Origin of the sequence: Bacillus sp. NH11B, assembly GCF_001884205.1 — a bacterium.
In the GTDB taxonomy this organism is placed as follows: Bacteria; Bacillota; Bacilli; order Bacillales; family Bacillaceae_G; genus Bacillus_A; species Bacillus_A proteolyticus.
In genome coordinates this window covers 86,276-102,629 of the sequence record NZ_MAOG01000108.1, presented here as the reverse complement: position 1 = coordinate 102,629, position 16,354 = coordinate 86,276, and the positions used below count along the sequence as shown (strand labels likewise).

Genomic DNA, 16,354 nt, shown 5'->3' with positions numbered 1-16,354 from the left:
AAGCCTTCTAAGAAGAAGGCTTTCGGATTGAATAGAGTCTTCTTCTCATCTGTCAAATCTTTCACAATTTGCTGGAATTAGCACCTTATTAACAAATTGTTAATGGTTGCTGAGGCGTCATAGGGCCAGTCCCTCTACCTCTCTAGATAAGAATGTTCGTATGAAATTTTTATTATGTTTTTAACTTTACAACAAAAGTTAATTGAATTGCAACTTTATTTTAAATAATTTTTATTTTTCCGCAAGTGTCATTGACTTTTATATTTGTGCATGCTAAATTTATAAAAAATTAACAAACATTGTTAAAAGGGGAACGTATTTCCTTTTAGCTACATAAATAAAATAATAAAGACAACTCTTATTGAGAGCGGTGGAGGGAAAGGCCCTGTGAAACCCGGCAACCTGCAAACGAAATGTTTGAAACGGTGCTAATACCTGCAAAACGAATGTTTTGCATAATAAGAGGCGGAACAATTATGTCCCCCTCTTCAAAGTGAAGAGGGGGTTTTTATATTGATAGAAATGAGGGAGATTCGTGAAATTACTAGATTTATTATCAAAAGGAATTGTAATAGGTGATGGTGCGGTTGGAACGTTATTACATTCGCATGGTTTACAAAGTAGTTTTGAAGAATTGAATTTGTCTGATCCAGACTTAATTATATCGATTCATAAACAATATGTAGCTGCTGGAGCGGATGTTATCCAGACGAATACGTATGGAGCAAATGAAGCGAAATTACGTATGTATGGCTTAGAGAATCAAGTTGTTCAAATTAATAAAGCAGCAGTGAAGATTGCGAAAGCATCTGTTACAGACAGAAATGCAATTTTAGGAACAATTGGTGGTATGAAACATATAGGAGCTGTTACAACAACTGATATGGAAAGGGAGTTTATGTTACTTGAGCAGGCAGGTGCTTTACTAGAAGAACAGGTTGATGGATTGTTATTAGAAACTTTCTATGATGAATTTGAACTACTTCATGCTGTTAAGGTGTTACGAAAACAAACGAATATTCCAATTGTAGCCCAATTAGCGTTACATGAGGCAGGTACGACTCAAAATGGAAATGATGTAAATGAAATATTAAAACAGCTTTTAGATTACGGTGCGAATGTTGTTGGATTGAACTGCCAACTAGGACCACTTCATATGACGGAAGCTTTTAAAATGATATCGATTCCTCAAAATGGCTACTTGTCAGCATATCCAAATGCAGGTCTCCCGAATTATGTGGAGGGACGTTACGTATATGAGGGAAGTCCGGCTTATTTCGAAGCGATGACACCGAAATTTATTGAGCAAGGTATTCGGTTATTGGGTGGTTGTTGTGGTACTACTCCAGAACATATTGAAAGTATGAAGCGCGCTATTGCAAATGCTATACCTGTAATAGAAAAGGACACGATTCAAAGACCAAAAGTAGTTCATACACACGAGAAACGTTCGAAATCTTACGTCACTCTAGCAGAGAAAGCAAAGAAACAAACGACAGTTGTAGTGGAACTAGACCCACCGAAAACATTAGACACGCAGCGTTTTTTTGAAGGGGCAAGAGCACTGAAAAGAGCTGGGGCAGATGCTATTACTCTAGCAGATAATTCATTAGCATCGCCTCGCGTTTCGAATATGGCAATGGGTGCGTTATTAACAAAGCATGATATTCCGGTATTGACTCATTTAACGTGTAGAGATCATAACGTCATTGGACTACAATCTCATTTATTAGGTTTATCGGCGTTAGGGATGGAGGAAGTGCTAGCTTTAACTGGTGATCCAGCGCGTGTTGGCGATTTCCCAGGTGCAACTTCTGTATATGATTTGTCCTCTATTGAGCTCATAAAAATGATTAAAGAAATGAACGATGGGCGTTCCATTTTAGGGAAATCCATTGGTCCGGCAACAAGATTTTCTGTCGGCGGTGCGTTTAATCCGCATGTAAGACATTTAAAAGCAGCGGTTAAGCGAATGGAACGGAAAATAGATGCTGGAGCGGAATATTTCTTAACTCAGCCAATTTACGATATAGCGTTAGTTGAGGAAGTGTATGAAGCGACAAAGCATTTGGAACAACCTATCTTTATTGGGATTATGCCGTTAGTAAGTAAGCGGAATGCAGATTTTCTTCATTTTGAAGTGCCTGGTATTACTCTTCCAGAAGAGATAAGACAAAGAATGGATGGACATGAAACGAAAGAGGCGGCTATTGAGGAAGGGATTCGTATTTCACAAGAGTTAATCGATACGGCGATGAAATACTTTAACGGTGTTTATCTTATTACACCATTTTTAAAATATGAAATTACAGAACATCTCGTGAAATATGTAAGAGCAAAGCAAGAAGTGAAAGAGGGTATTAATTGATGAAGTGTATAGAAGAAAGATTACAAAATAGCATTCTAATATTAGATGGTGCAATGGGGACGATGATACAGCAAGAGGACTTAACTGCGGAAGATTTCGGAGGAGAAGAGTACGAAGGGTGTAATGAATATTTAGTAGAAACAAGGCCAGATGTTATTTTAAAGATTCATAAAGCTTATATTGAAGCTGGAGCTGACATCATTGAAACAAATACATTTGGTGCGACGAATATCGTATTAAGTGATTATGAGTTGTCTCATTTAGATGAAGAACTAAATGAAAAGGCAGCACTATTGGCGAAGCAAGCTGTTAAAGAAAGCGGGAAGGAAGTATATGTTGCAGGTGCGATGGGGCCGACAACGAAAGCGATTAGTGTTACAGGAGGAGTTACATTTGAGGAACTGATTGAAGCCTATACAAGGCAGGCGAGAGGGTTATTGAAGGGCGAAATTGATGTACTACTTGTGGAGACGAGTCAAGATATGCGTAATGTGAAAGCTGCGTATATTGGAATTCAAGCAGCTTTTGATGAACTAAATAAAACGGTTCCTATTATGATTTCTGGAACGATTGAACCGATGGGAACGACTTTAGCGGGGCAAACGATAGAAGCCTTTTATTTATCGATAGAGCATATGAAGCCATTATCGGTTGGATTAAACTGTGCGACTGGTCCGGAATTTATGAGGGAACATATTCGTTCCTTATCTGATTTATCGGGGTGTTATATTTCTTGTTATCCAAATGCAGGTCTTCCTGATGAAGATGGACACTATCATGAATCTCCATCTTCTCTCGCGGAAAAAGTAAAGCGATTTGCCGAAGAAGGTTGGGTTAATATTATTGGTGGTTGTTGTGGTACAACACCAGAACATATAAGTGCAATGAAATCCGCGTTAGCATCTCTTAAGCCACGTGAACAACATGAACGAGAAGGGCATGGAGTTAGTGGATTAGAGGCGTTGCAATATGATGATTCTATGAGACCGTTATTTGTTGGAGAAAGGACGAACGTAATTGGATCACGCAAGTTTAAAAGATTAGTAGCAGAAGGGAAATTTGAAGAGGCAGCTGAAGTGGCAAGAGCGCAAGTGAAGAAGAATGCTCATATTATTGATATTTGTATGGCAGACCCTGACCGTGATGAAATAGAAGATATGGAAAGATTCTTGGCAGAAGTTACGAAAGTATTAAAAGTACCGATTATGATTGATTCAACAGATGAAAATGTTATGGCAAGAGCTCTAACTTATATTCAAGGAAAAGGTGTTATCAATTCTATTAATTTAGAAGATGGAGAAGAACGGTTTGAAAAAGTGACACCTCTTCTTCGGAAATACGGTGCTGCTATAGTTGTAGGGACAATTGATGAAGATGGTATGGCAGTTAGTGCAGAACGAAAGATAGAAATTGCGAAAAGAAGCTATGAGTTACTAACGAAGAAGTATGGTATACGTCCATCTGATATTATTTTTGATGCGCTTGTGTTTCCTGTAGGGACAGGTGATGAAGAATATATAGGCTCAGCGGCAGCGACTATAGAAGGAATTCGTCTTATTAAAGAGGCGTTACCAGAATGTTTAACGATTTTGGGTGTAAGTAATATATCATTTGGTTTACCGCCCGCGGGCCGTGAAGTATTAAATTCGGTCTTTCTATATCATGCAACGAAAGCAGGATTAGATTATGCGATTGTTAACACGGAAAAATTAGAGCGCTATGCGTCAATTCCAGAGGAAGAAAAACGTCTTGCAGATGCATTATTATTTGAAACGACGAAAGAGACGTTAGAAGAATTTACAAACTTTTATCGTGTTGCTAAAAAGAAAGATGTCGTTATACAAGAAACACTAACGCTTGATGAACGATTAGCAAATTATATTGTAGAAGGTACGAAGCAAGGATTACATGAAGATTTAGGTCTCGCGCTTACAGAAGGACGAAAACCTCTTGATATTATTAATGGTCCACTTATGACAGGAATGGACGAGGTGGGGCGATTATTTAATGGTAATGAACTTATCGTTGCTGAAGTATTGCAAAGTGCTGAAAGTATGAAAGCTGCCGTAAGTTATTTAGAGCCACATATGGAGTCTAGTGATAGCGCGAAAAAAGGGAAAGTATTATTAGCGACTGTAAAAGGTGACGTACATGATATTGGGAAAAATCTCGTTGAAATTATTTTATCAAATAACGGATATGAAATTATTAATTTAGGGATTAATGTTCGTTCGGATCGAATTGTTCAAGAAGTACAAGAGAAGAAGCCTGATATTATTGGTCTTTCTGGTTTGTTAGTAAAATCAGCCCAACAAATGGTAACAACAGCTGAAGATTTAAAAGCGGCAAATATTGATATTCCAATCGTTGTCGGTGGTGCAGCGCTAACGAGAAAATTTACAGATAATCGTATTTCTCCATCATATAAAGGGCTCGTATGCTATGCGAGTGATGCGATGACGGGGCTTGATATTATTAATAAGCTTCAAAAAGAAGAAGAACGTGAGAAGATGAAACAGGATAAAAAAGAACGTCATCTTCATATCGTTAAAAAAGAAGAGAAACAAGTGGAAATTCTAGCAGTAATTGAGCCATTACCGAAGGCGGAGGTTATGATACCTGATTCAACAAAACGAATTGTATTACGCGATATTCCAGTTGCACATCTCGCGCCGTTTTTAAATAGACAAATGCTACTTGGACATCATCTTGGATTAAAAGGAAATGTAAAAAAACTCCTGAAAGAAGGAGATAGAAGAGCGCACGAATTAAATGATTTAATCGATGAATTATTACAAGAAGGACAATCTTGGTTACGCCCGAAAGCAGTGTATCAATTTTTTCCAGCACAAAGCGACGGACAAAACATTGTAATATATGATCCAGAAGATCATACGCGTATTATAGAGCGTTTCACATTCCCTAGACAAGGAAAGGCCCCATACCGTACTTTAGGTGATTATTTACGGCCGATTGGAGATGAAATGGATTATGTTGCTTTCTTATCTGTTACTGTTGGGGAAGGAGTTCGGGACATCGCTGAAGAGTGGAAGGCGAAGGGTGATTATTTACGCAGTCATGCCATTCAATCGTTAGCGCTTGAATTAGCAGAAGGACTTGCTGAAAAAACACATATGCTCATTCGTGATCGTTGGGGCATTCCAGACTCACCTGAACTGACGATGGAAGAACGTTTCCGTACAAAATATAGAGGCATTCGCGTGTCATTTGGTTATCCAGCATGTCCAGAACTTGCTGACCAGGAAAAATTGTTTCGCTTAATTCATCCAGAAGAAATAGGTATTTCATTAACAGAAGGATTTATGATGGAGCCAGAAGCGTCTGTAACGGCTATGGTATTTTCTCACCCTGAGGCAAGGTATTTTAGTGTACTATAGTGTAGAAGGGGGAGACGTATGAAAAAAATAGTCTTTACAGGTGGCGGTTCGGCAGGGCATGTAACACCTAATTTAGCCATTATTCCACATTTACAAAAGCAGAACTGGGATATCTCTTATATTGGTTCTCATCAAGGGATTGAGAAAACGATTATAGAAAAAGAAGGAATACCTTACTATAGTATTGCAAGCGGGAAGCTACGTCGTTATTTTGATTTGAAAAATATAAAAGATCCTTTTCTCGTAATGAAGGGTGTTATGGATGCGTATGTAACAATTCGAAAACTAAAACCGGATGTAATTTTTTCAAAAGGTGGTTTCGTATCTGTACCAGTCGTAATTGGAGGATGGTTAAATAGGGTGCCAGTTTTATTGCATGAATCCGATATGACACCAGGACTAGCAAATAAAATTGCGCTCCGTTTTGCCTCGAAAATATTTGTTACATTTGAAGAAGCTGCGAAGCACTTACCAAAAGAGAAAGTAGTATATACAGGATCGCCTGTACGTGAAGACGTAGTAAGCGGAAATCGTGAAAGAGGTTTAGAGTTTCTAGGGTTTTCACGTAAAAAGCCGGTTATTACGATCATGGGAGGAAGTTTAGGCGCGAAGAAAATTAATGAAACAGTTCGAGAGGCGTTGTCAGAACTTCTTAAAAAGTATCAAATTGTTCATCTCTGCGGAAAAGGTAATCTCGATGAAAGTTTACAAAATAAAGAAGGATATAGACAGTTTGAATATGTACATGGGGAGTTGCCAGACATATTAGCGGCAACAGATTTTGTTATTTCGCGTGCGGGCTCCAATGCAATTTTTGAGTTTTTAACATTGCAAAAGCCAATGGTTTTAATTCCGTTATCGAAATTTGCAAGCCGTGGAGACCAAATTTTAAATGCGGAATCCTTTAAAAGACAAGGGTATGCATCGGTATTATATGAAGAGGATGTAACGGTGAACGCGCTTATAAAGCATATAGAGGAGCTATCTCATAATAATGAGACGTATAAAACAGCATTAAAAAAATATAATGGAAAAGAAGCAATTAAAACTATCATTCAACATATTTCAGAGGCATGATTATATAATCATGCCTTTTTTAATAGGATGAAAGATTCCAAGAATTGATATATTTATGTTACAATAACAAATGGTTAGTAGGGAAATTCCAATTGATTAAGCGTGAAAATACGAATGGATTAGGAGTGACTGTGTTGGAGCTAAGTCTCTATGAAAATACTGCACTTATTATATGCTTTGTGTTGTACGTTGGTAGTGTTATTGTTTATATTTCACGGAAATTTTCACAAGAACGAGAGCTTGAAAAATCAGAGATAACAGCTGAATTAGAAATGTTAGCTGATGAAAGTTATAAAAAACAAAAAATAAAAGAAGACCATGAAGCACCCCATCATTTAAACGCAAATAAGTTCTAAAGATGGGGATTTTTTTTGCGGTCTTCCTTAATTATTTCTACAACCATTAACGCTAAAAAGGAGTTTCCCCATACGTATTTAAAGGGTGGACATAAATGAAATTTTATATTGCCTCGGGATTTCAAAATAAGCATCTTGTACGTTTCGTATCAAGCCAGTTGAAAGAAGAAGGATGGCATCATACATATGATTGGACGAAAAATGAAAGAGCAACTAATAGAGAACAATTGCAAAAAATTGGTGAAGAAGAACAAAAAGCGATCCGAGAAGCAGATGTCTTTTTACTTATATTAGATGGCGGAAATGGAAGTCATACAGAGTTTGGAATGGCGATTGCGTTAGAGAAAAAGATATATGTATATCATGAAGGAAACCCGCTGCAAACAACGTTTTATCATTTACCGGAGATAAATATTTTTGAAGGAGATGCAGCCGAGTTTGCATCTTATGTTATGAAGTATATGGAATAATAGTAATTACCTAAAGGTTATAAAAGTGATCTTTTGGGTACAGTGATGATAAGTAAAGTATATAAAGGAGTTATACATATGAAATTAGAAAATGGATGGGAAACAAGTTTTTTAGAAGTTGTACAAAACAGTGAATTTAAGAAAGGTGCGCTTCTTAGCCAATTGCTTTTTGCAGATAGTGAAGAAGTGGAAGAGCTTACTGATGATTACGGATATGAAGAGATTATTGAACGCGAACATGATGATGAATTAGCAGAAGTTTTAGGCGAAGAATTGTTCAGTGAGATGGAGCGATACGTATTCTTAGCTTCACAGCCAGAAGAAAAGCTGATTTCATTCGTAAATGGATTAGGTTTTCATGTGTTAGATTGGATCGTACTTCTTGAAACAGAATTTGGTGTTGATAGTGCAAACTTTACATCAGATGCTGTGAAGATGTTAGAAAAGCGTTTCAGACAGTTTCCATACATAGAGGATAAGACGATTTTTGATATGACGTTTGGAGAAGCGATGGATGTATTAGAATCCATTACAGGATTACAACTGAAGGAAAAGATGAACGTATAATGAAAAAAGAACGTGAGGATATCACGTTCTTTTTTTTACATAATAATAATTTTATCAGCTAGCTTTGTTTGTCCAGTAAGAAGTGCATTTAAATACTCTACTTTTCGTATGCAAGCTTGTATATGTCTTTCAACCTCTTGTAACTCTGCTTGGTGATGTGTTTCAATTGGATGAATTTGCACGTTAAATTTTTCGAATTGACTACTATATGTTATTTTTGCATAGCCGCTCATAATATCGGTTTCGTTATGAAATAAGAATTGCTTCGTTTCTTCACAGAATGATACATCCTGAAAGCCATATACTTTTAATGCTTCAATTACTTTTTTAATCATGTTTGTATTCATTTTTTAACCCTCTTTACGAAGTTCTACTTTTATATTATAACATAAAAAACTACACAGAAAGCGCTTCCAAGTGTATTTTATTATAAACTTTACGTTTCAATCATAAAAATGAAACAAAGAAAAAATAATTGTAAAGAAGGAAGGACTCTTTTATTGTTTCGTCATATATATAGAGAAATAGTGCAATGAAAGGAAATTTTTCGAGGTGGAGATTGTATTTCCAATTTGAGCGCAGTAAAAGAGGTGAGAATCTTGAACTTTGATATTGTAGGACAAAAAGCATATATAAAAGACGGACCGTATCGGAACCGAATTGGAACTGTAAAGAAAAGCGAAAAACAATTAGAATCCCACTTTGCTATTGTAATTGGAGAACAAAGTATTGATGTAGAGCTAAAGGATATCGTGTTAGTTGGAGTAGACGTAGGACAATTTCATACATGGTGCGAGCAAAATGGTTATTTGTGAAAGGGACGGGCTGTGAGATAATGAAATATATTTGAGAAAAAGAGAATATGTTATTGTATTCTCTTTTTCTACGTTTAAGGAGGCGGAAATGAAATATAAAGCACAGGAGCTTACATTGGAGTTGAAAGAGAAGATTCAATGTATGGAGAATGAAATGGAGCGAATATCACTTGAACTTTTTAAAGAGTATTCATATTTATATATAGAGAAAAACATGGAACTATCTATGGAACTTGTTAAAGATAAAGAGCATCCTTTTGAGGTGGGTTATTATTCATCAGTTGCCATAGCTATATTAGATGAAGAAAAAGAGATGATTGGATTTTATAATATTCCAATTTGGAAATGCGAAAATATTTTTTTAGGAATGCCAATTCAATCGAGGATTTTCGGGAGTAAGAAAATAGGGGAACTTGTTGATGAATCTTATTATGAGATTGAGGAAGAGTTAAAAGAGCAACTAGAAGAATACTTGGAGTGATAATTTTCAAGATAAGATGTATAGAGATGGAACATAATAAAAAAGACGCTAACAGTATAAATTGTTAGCGTCCTTTTTTATTATGAAGCAATCTCACCAGTTTTTACCTCGTCTTGATTGTACGTATCGTGATCTAATTCTCCAAGCCATTTACTAGAAATAAGACCTGCTGTCATAGAACCACTTACGTTAAGAGCTGTACGCCCCATATCGATTAATGGCTCAACTGAGATAACTAGAGCGACAATACCGATTGGTAAGTTCATTGTAGATAATACGATTAATGCTGCGAATGTTGCACCGCCACCAACGCCGGCAACACCGAATGAGCTAATAGCAACGACAGCGATTAAAGTTAAAATAAATTGTGGTTGTAATGGATCAATTCCTACAGTTGGAGCGACCATCATAGCAAGCATTGCTGGGTAAATACCTGCGCAACCGTTTTGACCGATAGATACCCCGAATGAAGCTGCGAAGTTTGCAATTCCTTCAGAAATACCAAGCTTTTCTTTTTGTGCTTCAATATTTAATGGCATTGCACCAGCACTAGAGCGAGATGTGAATGCAAATGTTAATACAGGGAACACCTTTTTCAAATATTGAATTGGATTTAAACCAGATAGAGCAATTAATAATAAGTGAATAACGAACATTACGATAAGTGCCACGTAAGACGCTAACACGAAGTTACCAAGCTTTAAAATAGCATTTATATCGCTACCAGCAACTGTTTTTGCCATAAGAGCTAATACGCCGTATGGAGTAAGGCGTAAAATTAACGTTACCATACGCATTACGATTGCATATACAGCATCAAGCATCTTCTTAAATAGCTCTGCTTGTTCTGGATATTTTCGTTTTACACCTATAAAGGCAATACCGATAAAGGCTGCAAATATTACGACAGAAATTGTTGATGTTGGACGAGCACCTGTTAAATCAAGAAACGGATTTGTAGGTAACAATTCTAATAATTTGTCTGGAATTGTTGTCTTTTCAATAGAAGTAAATCTTTCTTCTACTAATTTCAGACGAGCAGATTCTGCATCACCTTGTTGTAAACCTGTTGCTGATACATCAAATCCTGCGCTTGCAGCTATACCGACAGCTGCGGCAATTCCTGTAGTAAGAATTAAAATTCCGATAATAAGACCACTGATTTTACCAAGGTTTTTCGTTAATTGTAATTTTGTAAATGCTGAAATAATAGATACTAAAATAAGTGGCATAACAATCATTTGAAGCAATTTTACATAACCGTTACCAATTAAACCAAACCAGTTATTTGAGTCGATAATTACTTTAGAAGTAGGCTCATAAATAAATTGTAATATAAGACCGAAGATAATTCCGACTCCTAAAGCAGTAAATACACGTTTATTAAAAGATACATGCTTACGTTGCATATAATACAATACGCCAACTAAAATGAGCATGACTGCAACGTTAATTCCGACAAGCAGTGTATTCATGTTGATTCCCCCTAATTCCAATCTGTTATATAGAATATAAGGTAATAAAACCTATAAGTCAACTAGGGAATTACGGAATTAAAAAAAAGATGGCAATTTGCCATCTCTTAATGCCCAGCTCCAGGGACAAGTAAAAATGTTGTGTACCATGTAAATCCGATGAAGAAAACGGTTAAATATGCCCCGAATACGTATATATACATACGCTCTGTTAATTTTAAATAACTTAAAAGTACGAAGAATCCTGTTTGTCCTAAAAATAGTAGTGCGGTCGAATGCATATCCCCTACGTAAAACATAACCGAGAAAATTCCAGTCCAAAAGCCGAGAACGCGAAACATGCGCTCCATGCCATCTCCCTCCTTTTCTAAAAAAAGTAAAACCTCTTTTCATTATAGTTTATTTTTCTAACTATTGTAAATATTCATTCATATAAAAGAAAGAAGCCAATTATAATATTGACTTCTTCTTAGTTGAAAAACTAAATTTGAACCTTATAGTTACAAGATTTGCATCCATCTAGTAGACTATCGTTCCGTGTTAATTCCACGTCCGGGAATAGGATTTCAAATATCCCCTTCATCATATCTCCGTGCATATTACAAATTTCAGTCGGATGATGCGCAGCAACTTCTTTAAATGGACAATTGTGTACATCATAGAAAATTTTTGTACCATCCGTACTTATTTCAAAAGCAGGAGATAAACCAGCTGTTGAGAATGCTTCTTTTGCGATTTGCATTTTTTGTTCTATCGTCAATGCTTCTGCACTTACATTTAAGCGATGCATATGTTGTTGCATTAATTCTTTGCCGAATTGTTTCCCTGTTTCATATAGCGCTTTTTCACCAGCGCTACCTAGGCTTAGCAGTGAATTAAATGCTATCTGTGCTAATAATTGATAATCGCGAAATGGGAATTGTAACTGGATGACATCTTGAGACAAGACGTATAGTCTGCTTGGTCTTCCGCCTTTCCCAGTTTTTTTTGTTTCTGATTTGAGCATATTAACATCTTCTAATTTAGATAAATGTAAACGAGCTACGTTTGGATGAATGTCAAACTCATCTGCGATTTCTTGTACAGTTACGTAACTATGCTTTTGAGAAATATATTTATAAATGTAATAACGAGTAGGGTCAGATAACACACCTGTAATTTTTAAAGCTTGTTCCATTAGGATCTCCACCTTTATCACTTTATCCAAGATATTAACATTATAATACAGATAAACTTCCATATAGGTAATTTCAGACAATAATTCGGAAATTGTTCATAATTTCACAAACATATTTTCCCTTTTTATCCTAGTGAAAATACAAAAGTCCTAATTTTTCTTTTCCAGTTCTTCATGATATATACATGGTGAGGAGGGAAATTTGATGAATGGTATCGAGCTTTTTGCGAATACGATTATGAAAGAAGCTTGTAGGGTGCAAGCATCGGACTTACATATTGTGCCCAGGCAGAAGGATGTGGCAATTTAATTACGTATAGGAAAAGATTTAATTACGAAACGGTGTATTGAAAAGGAATTTGGCAAAAAGCTTGTTTCGCACTTTAAGTTTTTAGCATCAATGGATATAGGAGAGAGGAGAAAACCTCAAAATGGTTAGTTGGACTTACAAATTGATGGACAAGAAGTGTATTTACGCCTTTCAACACTTCCAACAGTATATCAAGAAAGTCTCGTTATTCGCCTCCATTTACAAGCATCTGTTCAGCCATTGTCTCATCTTTCGTTATTTCCAAGTTCAGCGGAAAAATTACTCTCTTTTTTAAAGCATTCTCATGGATTACTCGTATTTACTGGGCCGACTGGTTCTGGAAAAACAACAACAATGTATGCGTTATTAGAAGTAGCTAGAAAATGGCAAACACGTCGCATCATTACACTGGAAGATCCAGTTGAGCAAAGAAAAGACGGTTTATTACAGATTCAAATAAATGAAAAAGCTGGTATCACATATAAAACGGGATTAAAGGCTATTTTGCGTCATGATCCAGATATTATTTTAGTTGGCGAAATTCGTGATGAAGAAACAGCAAAAGTAGCTGTAAGGGCCAGTTTGACGGGACATTTAGTAATGACAACCTTGCATACAAATGATGCGAAAGGAGCGATACTACGATTTATGGATTATGGTATTACAAGGGAAGAAATTGAACAATCATTATTAGCAGTAGCTGCTCAGCGGCTCGTCGAATTAAAATGTCCATTTTGCAGAGGGAAGTGTTCAACTTTATGTAAATCAATGAGGCAAGTGAGACAGGCAAGTATTTATGAACTGTTATATGGATATGAATTAAAACAAGCGATTAAAGAAGCAAGTGGAGAACATGTTACGTATCACTATGAAACGTTGGAATCGTCGGTTCGAAAAGGGTATGCTTTAGGCTTTTTAGAAGAAGATGTATATGTTTAGGAGAAAATGGAGTTTAAGTGATCAAGCATTATTATGGAAAAGATTAAGTGATTTATTAGAGAAAGGTTACTCCCTTTTGCAGGCGTTAGAATTTTTGCAGTTGCAACTACCATTAGAGAAGAAATTACAGTTACAGCGTATGATCGAGGGATTGAAAAATGGACAAAGTTTGCACGCTTCTTTTCACAAATTAATGTTTCACCCTGAGGTGTTAAGTTATTTGTTTTATGCAGAGCGACATGGTGACATTTCTTTTGCTTTGCAACAAGGTAGTGTACTTCTTTACAAGAAGGATAAATATAGGAAAGATATGATGAAAGTAATGAGATATCCTATGTTTTTATCGTTCTTTTTAATGATTATGCTTTCTGTTTTTAACCTCATTTTATTGCCTCAGTTTGAAATGATGTACAGTTCTTTACATTCGACGGCACCACCACTTACGGAGCAAATTTTAGTTGTAATTAAATTATTACCCTACTTCATTTATAGTATTTTTCTTATCGTTATAACGGGCTTTAGTTTATATATATTTTATTTCCGAAAACTTCCGCCTATTCAAAAGGTAAAGATTATGATCCGTATTCCCCTTATGAAAACATTTCTTATTTTAAATCATTCGCATTATTTTTCCACCCAATTAAGTGGTTTATTACACGGTGGATTGTCAGTACACGAAGCATTAACAATAATGATGAAGCAAAAGTATAATCCGTTCTTTCAGTATGAGGCAGCCCGAATTGAGCGGCAATTAATTGCAGGAGAACCGTTACAATCTATTATTGATAAAAGCGGTTATTACGAGAAAGAACTTTCTTATATCATTACGCATGGACAAGCAAACGGTAATTTAGCAAATGAGCTTGGTGATTACAGTGAGCTCATTATTGAAAAGGTAGAACAAAAAATTAAACGTATGTTATTTGTGATTCAACCTATTTTATTTACATGTCTTGGGGTTATAGTCATTCTGATGTATTTAGCGATGATTATGCCGATGTTTCAAATGATGAATTCTATTTAGGGGGCATTTACATGCAGAATGAAGAAGGTTTTACTCTTTTAGAAATGTTGTTAGTTATGGTTGTCATAACTGTATTATTACTATTAATTATTCCAAATGTAGTTAAGCAGCGATCCTCGGTGCAGGAAAAAGGGTGTGAAGCCTACGTGAAATCTGTAGAAGCACAAATACAGGCATATCAACTCGAAAATAATAAAATACCTACAATCGAGGAATTAAAAACTAAAAAATATATTGCTGTTGATGAATGTCCGAAAGGTAAACCAATCCATATTTCTGATGATGGCACGGTATCAGCAGGGAAATCGTGAAGCAAAAGGGTTTTACTCTTTTAGAGATGCTACTTGTTTTATTTGCTGTTTCTGTACTGAGTATTGTTACGCATTTTAACGTTACTTCATTACATGAAAAACAAAGAGTTGAGCAGTTTTTGAAACAGTTTTCAAATGATATTTTGTATATGCAGCAGTTGGCAATTAAGCGTCAAAAAAAATATACGTTACGCTGGTTTAAAGGGAAAAAGATGTATTATATTTCGGAATCAGAGACGGATTTTTTAATTGTTAAGAGAGAATACAATAAAGATATCCAATTGGATTTGCATACCTTTCCAAATCCAATGACATATAATCCGAGCGGAAATATTAATAGAGGTGGTACGATTTTACTTTCCTATCAAGGGTATAAATATGAGATTGTATTTCAGCTTGGAAGAGGGAGATTTACGTATCGTGAAGTGTCAAAAAGGATCAGTAATGGTTGAAATGGTTGTAGCGTTAAGTTTAATAATGGTGGCGGTATCGTTATTACTCCCGCAAACATTATTAATTATGCAGGAAAGAAAAAATATAAACATGAGCTATAAAGCATTAATATTATTAAAAAAAGAAGCGGCCTTGTTTAAGTATGAGGATGAGGAAAAGCGAGAAAAAGAGCAAGTCATAAAAGGGATTGTATATTACACATATTGGAGAGGAGATGAAGTTTGTGCGGTGTGGAAAGATATGAGAGAAAAAGCGATGGAGCAATGTCTTTATGCAGAGAAAAGATAAAAAGGAAGCGGGATTTACCTTAATAGAAATGATCGCATGTTTGTTGCTTTTATCGATGTTCTTTTTACTTTTACCGCGTCTTCATATTATGGGGATAGAAAATACACATTCAAAAGGATTAAATGACTGGGAGTGGGATGTGTTTTTAGGACAAACGCAATTAGAGTTTCGTGAAGTAATGAGTGGGAGGAAGATAGAACGAGAAAATGATGGGAATATTTTGCGTTTCCAACTTCGTAATGAGGATGAGGTGACGTATGAAAAAGTGAATAGTAATTTAATAAGAAAAGTAAATATGCGCGGAAGGGAAGTTATATTACAAAGGATTGAAGCGATTTCATATAGATTAACACCTCAGTTGCTATATATACGTGTGAAAGATATAGGTGGTGAAATATATGAAGGCGTGGTTGTACGCTATAGTGAAATTGAGATAGAAACATGAGAAACCAAGATGGATTTGCAATGCCAGGAACAATTATTTTTCTTATTTTATTAATTTCTTTTTTGATGTGCGAAACGAATATATTACTTTTGGATAAAGAGTTTTATGCTGAAATAGAACAAAATTTTTTCATGGAGGAACTTATTGATCGAGCTATTTCAGATATAAAAAGAGACTTACAGCAAAAAGAAAAAGAGGATATTTTTTTGTTTCAGTATGAAAGAGGAGAAGCGAGTGGAAAGTACATCTTTGAAAATGATGTTATTATCATTTCGTTGCAATGTGTTACAAAGCAGAGAGTTTTCTATACAGTGAGCTTTCGCTATAGGAAAAGAGATAATAAAATATTTGATTGGGTAGAAGGATAGTGTGTAAAATACGCGGGAGAGAACCACTAATT

The 16,354-nt window shown here is 35.7% G+C and carries 18 protein-coding genes, 1 pseudogene and 2 riboswitches; of the genes and pseudogenes, 15 read left to right on the top strand and 4 right to left on the bottom strand.

The genetic code is table 11. The annotated features are described in order from the left end of the window. Positions 1 to 42 precede the first annotated feature (42 nt). A riboswitch (SAM riboswitch) is annotated at positions 43 to 153 on the bottom strand. Positions 154 to 355: 202 nt separating this feature from the next. After that, positions 356 to 465: riboswitch (SAM riboswitch) on the top strand. A 70-nt stretch (positions 466 to 535) separates the two neighbouring features. The 6 genes from BAU27_RS19160 to BAU27_RS19135 all read left to right on the top strand — a co-directional run bounded on the left by BAU27_RS19160 (position 536) and on the right by BAU27_RS19135 (position 8,236). Further along, entirely contained in the window at positions 536 to 2,368 is a 1,833-nt protein-coding gene (locus tag BAU27_RS19160; protein WP_071771665.1) for a bifunctional homocysteine S-methyltransferase/methylenetetrahydrofolate reductase, read from the top strand. Next, positions 2,368 to 5,766 (top strand): methionine synthase, encoded by a 3,399-nt coding sequence (gene metH, locus BAU27_RS19155; RefSeq protein WP_071771664.1) that lies wholly within the window; start codon positions 2,368 to 2,370, stop codon positions 5,764 to 5,766. The genes BAU27_RS19160 and metH overlap by 1 nt, the downstream gene beginning before the upstream one ends. Positions 5,767 to 5,784: 18 nt before the next feature. Then, positions 5,785 to 6,843, top strand: coding sequence for an undecaprenyldiphospho-muramoylpentapeptide beta-N-acetylglucosaminyltransferase (locus BAU27_RS19150; protein WP_071747142.1), 1,059 nt, complete (start codon positions 5,785 to 5,787; stop codon positions 6,841 to 6,843). Positions 6,844 to 6,938: 95 nt separating this feature from the next. Next, positions 6,939 to 7,199, top strand: coding sequence for a DUF3966 domain-containing protein (locus tag BAU27_RS19145; protein ID WP_083596079.1), 261 nt, complete (start codon positions 6,939 to 6,941; stop codon positions 7,197 to 7,199). 95 nt (positions 7,200 to 7,294) lie between these two features. Next, a complete protein-coding gene (locus BAU27_RS19140; RefSeq protein ID WP_071747141.1) occupies positions 7,295 to 7,669 on the top strand; it encodes a nucleoside 2-deoxyribosyltransferase in 375 nt (124 codons plus the stop codon). A 78-nt stretch (positions 7,670 to 7,747) separates the two neighbouring features. Continuing rightward, positions 7,748 to 8,236, top strand: coding sequence for a hypothetical protein (locus BAU27_RS19135; RefSeq protein ID WP_071747140.1), 489 nt, complete (start codon positions 7,748 to 7,750; stop codon positions 8,234 to 8,236). 35 nt (positions 8,237 to 8,271) lie between these two features. On the opposite strand, the gene BAU27_RS19130 is transcribed toward BAU27_RS19135, so the two are convergent. Continuing rightward, entirely contained in the window at positions 8,272 to 8,583 is a 312-nt protein-coding gene (locus tag BAU27_RS19130; RefSeq protein ID WP_071771663.1) for a hypothetical protein, read from the bottom strand. A 252-nt stretch (positions 8,584 to 8,835) separates the two neighbouring features. On the opposite strand from BAU27_RS19130, the gene BAU27_RS19125 reads away from it, so the two are divergent. Continuing rightward, positions 8,836 to 9,051 (top strand): DUF3912 family protein, encoded by a 216-nt coding sequence (locus BAU27_RS19125; protein WP_071747139.1) that lies wholly within the window; start codon positions 8,836 to 8,838, stop codon positions 9,049 to 9,051. An 88-nt stretch (positions 9,052 to 9,139) separates the two neighbouring features. Beyond that, the gene (locus tag BAU27_RS19120) at positions 9,140 to 9,532 is read left to right on the top strand and encodes a hypothetical protein (RefSeq protein ID WP_071771662.1); all 393 of its coding nucleotides are present in this window, start codon (positions 9,140 to 9,142) and stop codon (positions 9,530 to 9,532) included. An 80-nt stretch (positions 9,533 to 9,612) separates the two neighbouring features. On the opposite strand, the gene BAU27_RS19115 is transcribed toward BAU27_RS19120, so the two are convergent. The 3 genes from BAU27_RS19115 to BAU27_RS19105 all read right to left on the bottom strand — a co-directional run bounded on the left by BAU27_RS19115 (position 9,613) and on the right by BAU27_RS19105 (position 12,184). Then, positions 9,613 to 11,007, bottom strand: a complete 1,395-nt coding sequence (locus BAU27_RS19115) for an L-cystine transporter (protein WP_071747137.1) — start codon at positions 11,005 to 11,007, stop codon at positions 9,613 to 9,615. A gap of 107 nt (positions 11,008 to 11,114) precedes the next feature. Continuing rightward, positions 11,115 to 11,357, bottom strand: coding sequence for a DUF2626 domain-containing protein (locus tag BAU27_RS19110; protein WP_002015110.1), 243 nt, complete (start codon positions 11,355 to 11,357; stop codon positions 11,115 to 11,117). 131 nt (positions 11,358 to 11,488) lie between these two features. Continuing rightward, a complete protein-coding gene (locus tag BAU27_RS19105; protein ID WP_071771661.1) occupies positions 11,489 to 12,184 on the bottom strand; it encodes a helix-turn-helix transcriptional regulator in 696 nt (231 codons plus the stop codon). 205 nt (positions 12,185 to 12,389) lie between these two features. Here BAU27_RS19105 and comGA point away from each other — a divergent pair. From comGA to comGG, 7 genes and pseudogenes are all read left to right on the top strand, one after another. Next, positions 12,390 to 13,433: pseudogene (gene comGA, locus BAU27_RS19100) on the top strand (competence type IV pilus ATPase ComGA). Continuing rightward, positions 13,420 to 14,457: a competence type IV pilus assembly protein ComGB gene (comGB, locus tag BAU27_RS19095; RefSeq protein ID WP_071771660.1), complete on the top strand. Its 1,038-nt coding sequence runs from the start codon at positions 13,420 to 13,422 to the stop codon at positions 14,455 to 14,457. Before comGA ends, comGB begins: the two are co-directional and overlap by 14 nt. Before the next feature lie 11 nt (positions 14,458 to 14,468). Beyond that, complete coding sequence (comGC, locus tag BAU27_RS19090; RefSeq protein ID WP_002145747.1) at positions 14,469 to 14,768, top strand: competence type IV pilus major pilin ComGC; 300 nt, start codon at positions 14,469 to 14,471, stop codon at positions 14,766 to 14,768. Beyond that, entirely contained in the window at positions 14,765 to 15,220 is a 456-nt protein-coding gene (gene comGD / locus BAU27_RS19085) for a competence type IV pilus minor pilin ComGD (RefSeq protein ID WP_071771659.1), read from the top strand. The genes comGC and comGD overlap by 4 nt, the downstream gene beginning before the upstream one ends. After that, complete coding sequence (locus tag BAU27_RS19080; protein WP_071747121.1) at positions 15,213 to 15,509, top strand: competence protein ComG; 297 nt, start codon at positions 15,213 to 15,215, stop codon at positions 15,507 to 15,509. Before comGD ends, BAU27_RS19080 begins: the two co-directional genes overlap by 8 nt. Further along, positions 15,493 to 15,954, top strand: coding sequence for a competence type IV pilus minor pilin ComGF (gene comGF / locus BAU27_RS19075; RefSeq protein ID WP_071771658.1), 462 nt, complete (start codon positions 15,493 to 15,495; stop codon positions 15,952 to 15,954). Before BAU27_RS19080 ends, comGF begins: the two co-directional genes overlap by 17 nt. Then, positions 15,951 to 16,322: a competence type IV pilus minor pilin ComGG gene (comGG, locus tag BAU27_RS19070; protein ID WP_071771657.1), complete on the top strand. Its 372-nt coding sequence runs from the start codon at positions 15,951 to 15,953 to the stop codon at positions 16,320 to 16,322. Before comGF ends, comGG begins: the two co-directional genes overlap by 4 nt. The last annotated feature ends 32 nt before the right edge of the window (positions 16,323 to 16,354 follow it).

Excerpts from the sequence above, each read along its gene's own strand:
- metH (WP_071771664.1), top strand. The coding sequence starts at position 2,368 with ATGAAGTGTATAGAAGAAAGATTACAAAATAGCATTCTAATATTAGAT.
- BAU27_RS19150 (WP_071747142.1), top strand. The coding sequence starts at position 5,785 with ATGAAAAAAATAGTCTTTACAGGTGGCGGTTCGGCAGGGCATGTAACA.
- BAU27_RS19140 (WP_071747141.1), top strand. The coding sequence starts at position 7,295 with ATGAAATTTTATATTGCCTCGGGATTTCAAAATAAGCATCTTGTACGT.
- BAU27_RS19135 (WP_071747140.1), top strand. The coding sequence starts at position 7,748 with ATGAAATTAGAAAATGGATGGGAAACAAGTTTTTTAGAAGTTGTACAA.
- BAU27_RS19130 (WP_071771663.1), bottom strand. The coding sequence starts at position 8,583 with ATGAATACAAACATGATTAAAAAAGTAATTGAAGCATTAAAAGTATAT.
- BAU27_RS19120 (WP_071771662.1), top strand. The coding sequence starts at position 9,140 with ATGAAATATAAAGCACAGGAGCTTACATTGGAGTTGAAAGAGAAGATT.
- BAU27_RS19115 (WP_071747137.1), bottom strand. The coding sequence starts at position 11,007 with ATGAATACACTGCTTGTCGGAATTAACGTTGCAGTCATGCTCATTTTA.
- BAU27_RS19110 (WP_002015110.1), bottom strand. The coding sequence starts at position 11,357 with ATGGAGCGCATGTTTCGCGTTCTCGGCTTTTGGACTGGAATTTTCTCG.
- BAU27_RS19105 (WP_071771661.1), bottom strand. The coding sequence starts at position 12,184 with ATGGAACAAGCTTTAAAAATTACAGGTGTGTTATCTGACCCTACTCGT.
- comGB (WP_071771660.1), top strand. The coding sequence starts at position 13,420 with ATGTATATGTTTAGGAGAAAATGGAGTTTAAGTGATCAAGCATTATTA.
- comGC (WP_002145747.1), top strand. The coding sequence starts at position 14,469 with ATGCAGAATGAAGAAGGTTTTACTCTTTTAGAAATGTTGTTAGTTATG.
- BAU27_RS19080 (WP_071747121.1), top strand. The coding sequence starts at position 15,213 with ATGGTTGAAATGGTTGTAGCGTTAAGTTTAATAATGGTGGCGGTATCG.
- comGF (WP_071771658.1), top strand. The coding sequence starts at position 15,493 with ATGCAGAGAAAAGATAAAAAGGAAGCGGGATTTACCTTAATAGAAATG.
- comGG (WP_071771657.1), top strand. The coding sequence starts at position 15,951 with ATGAGAAACCAAGATGGATTTGCAATGCCAGGAACAATTATTTTTCTT.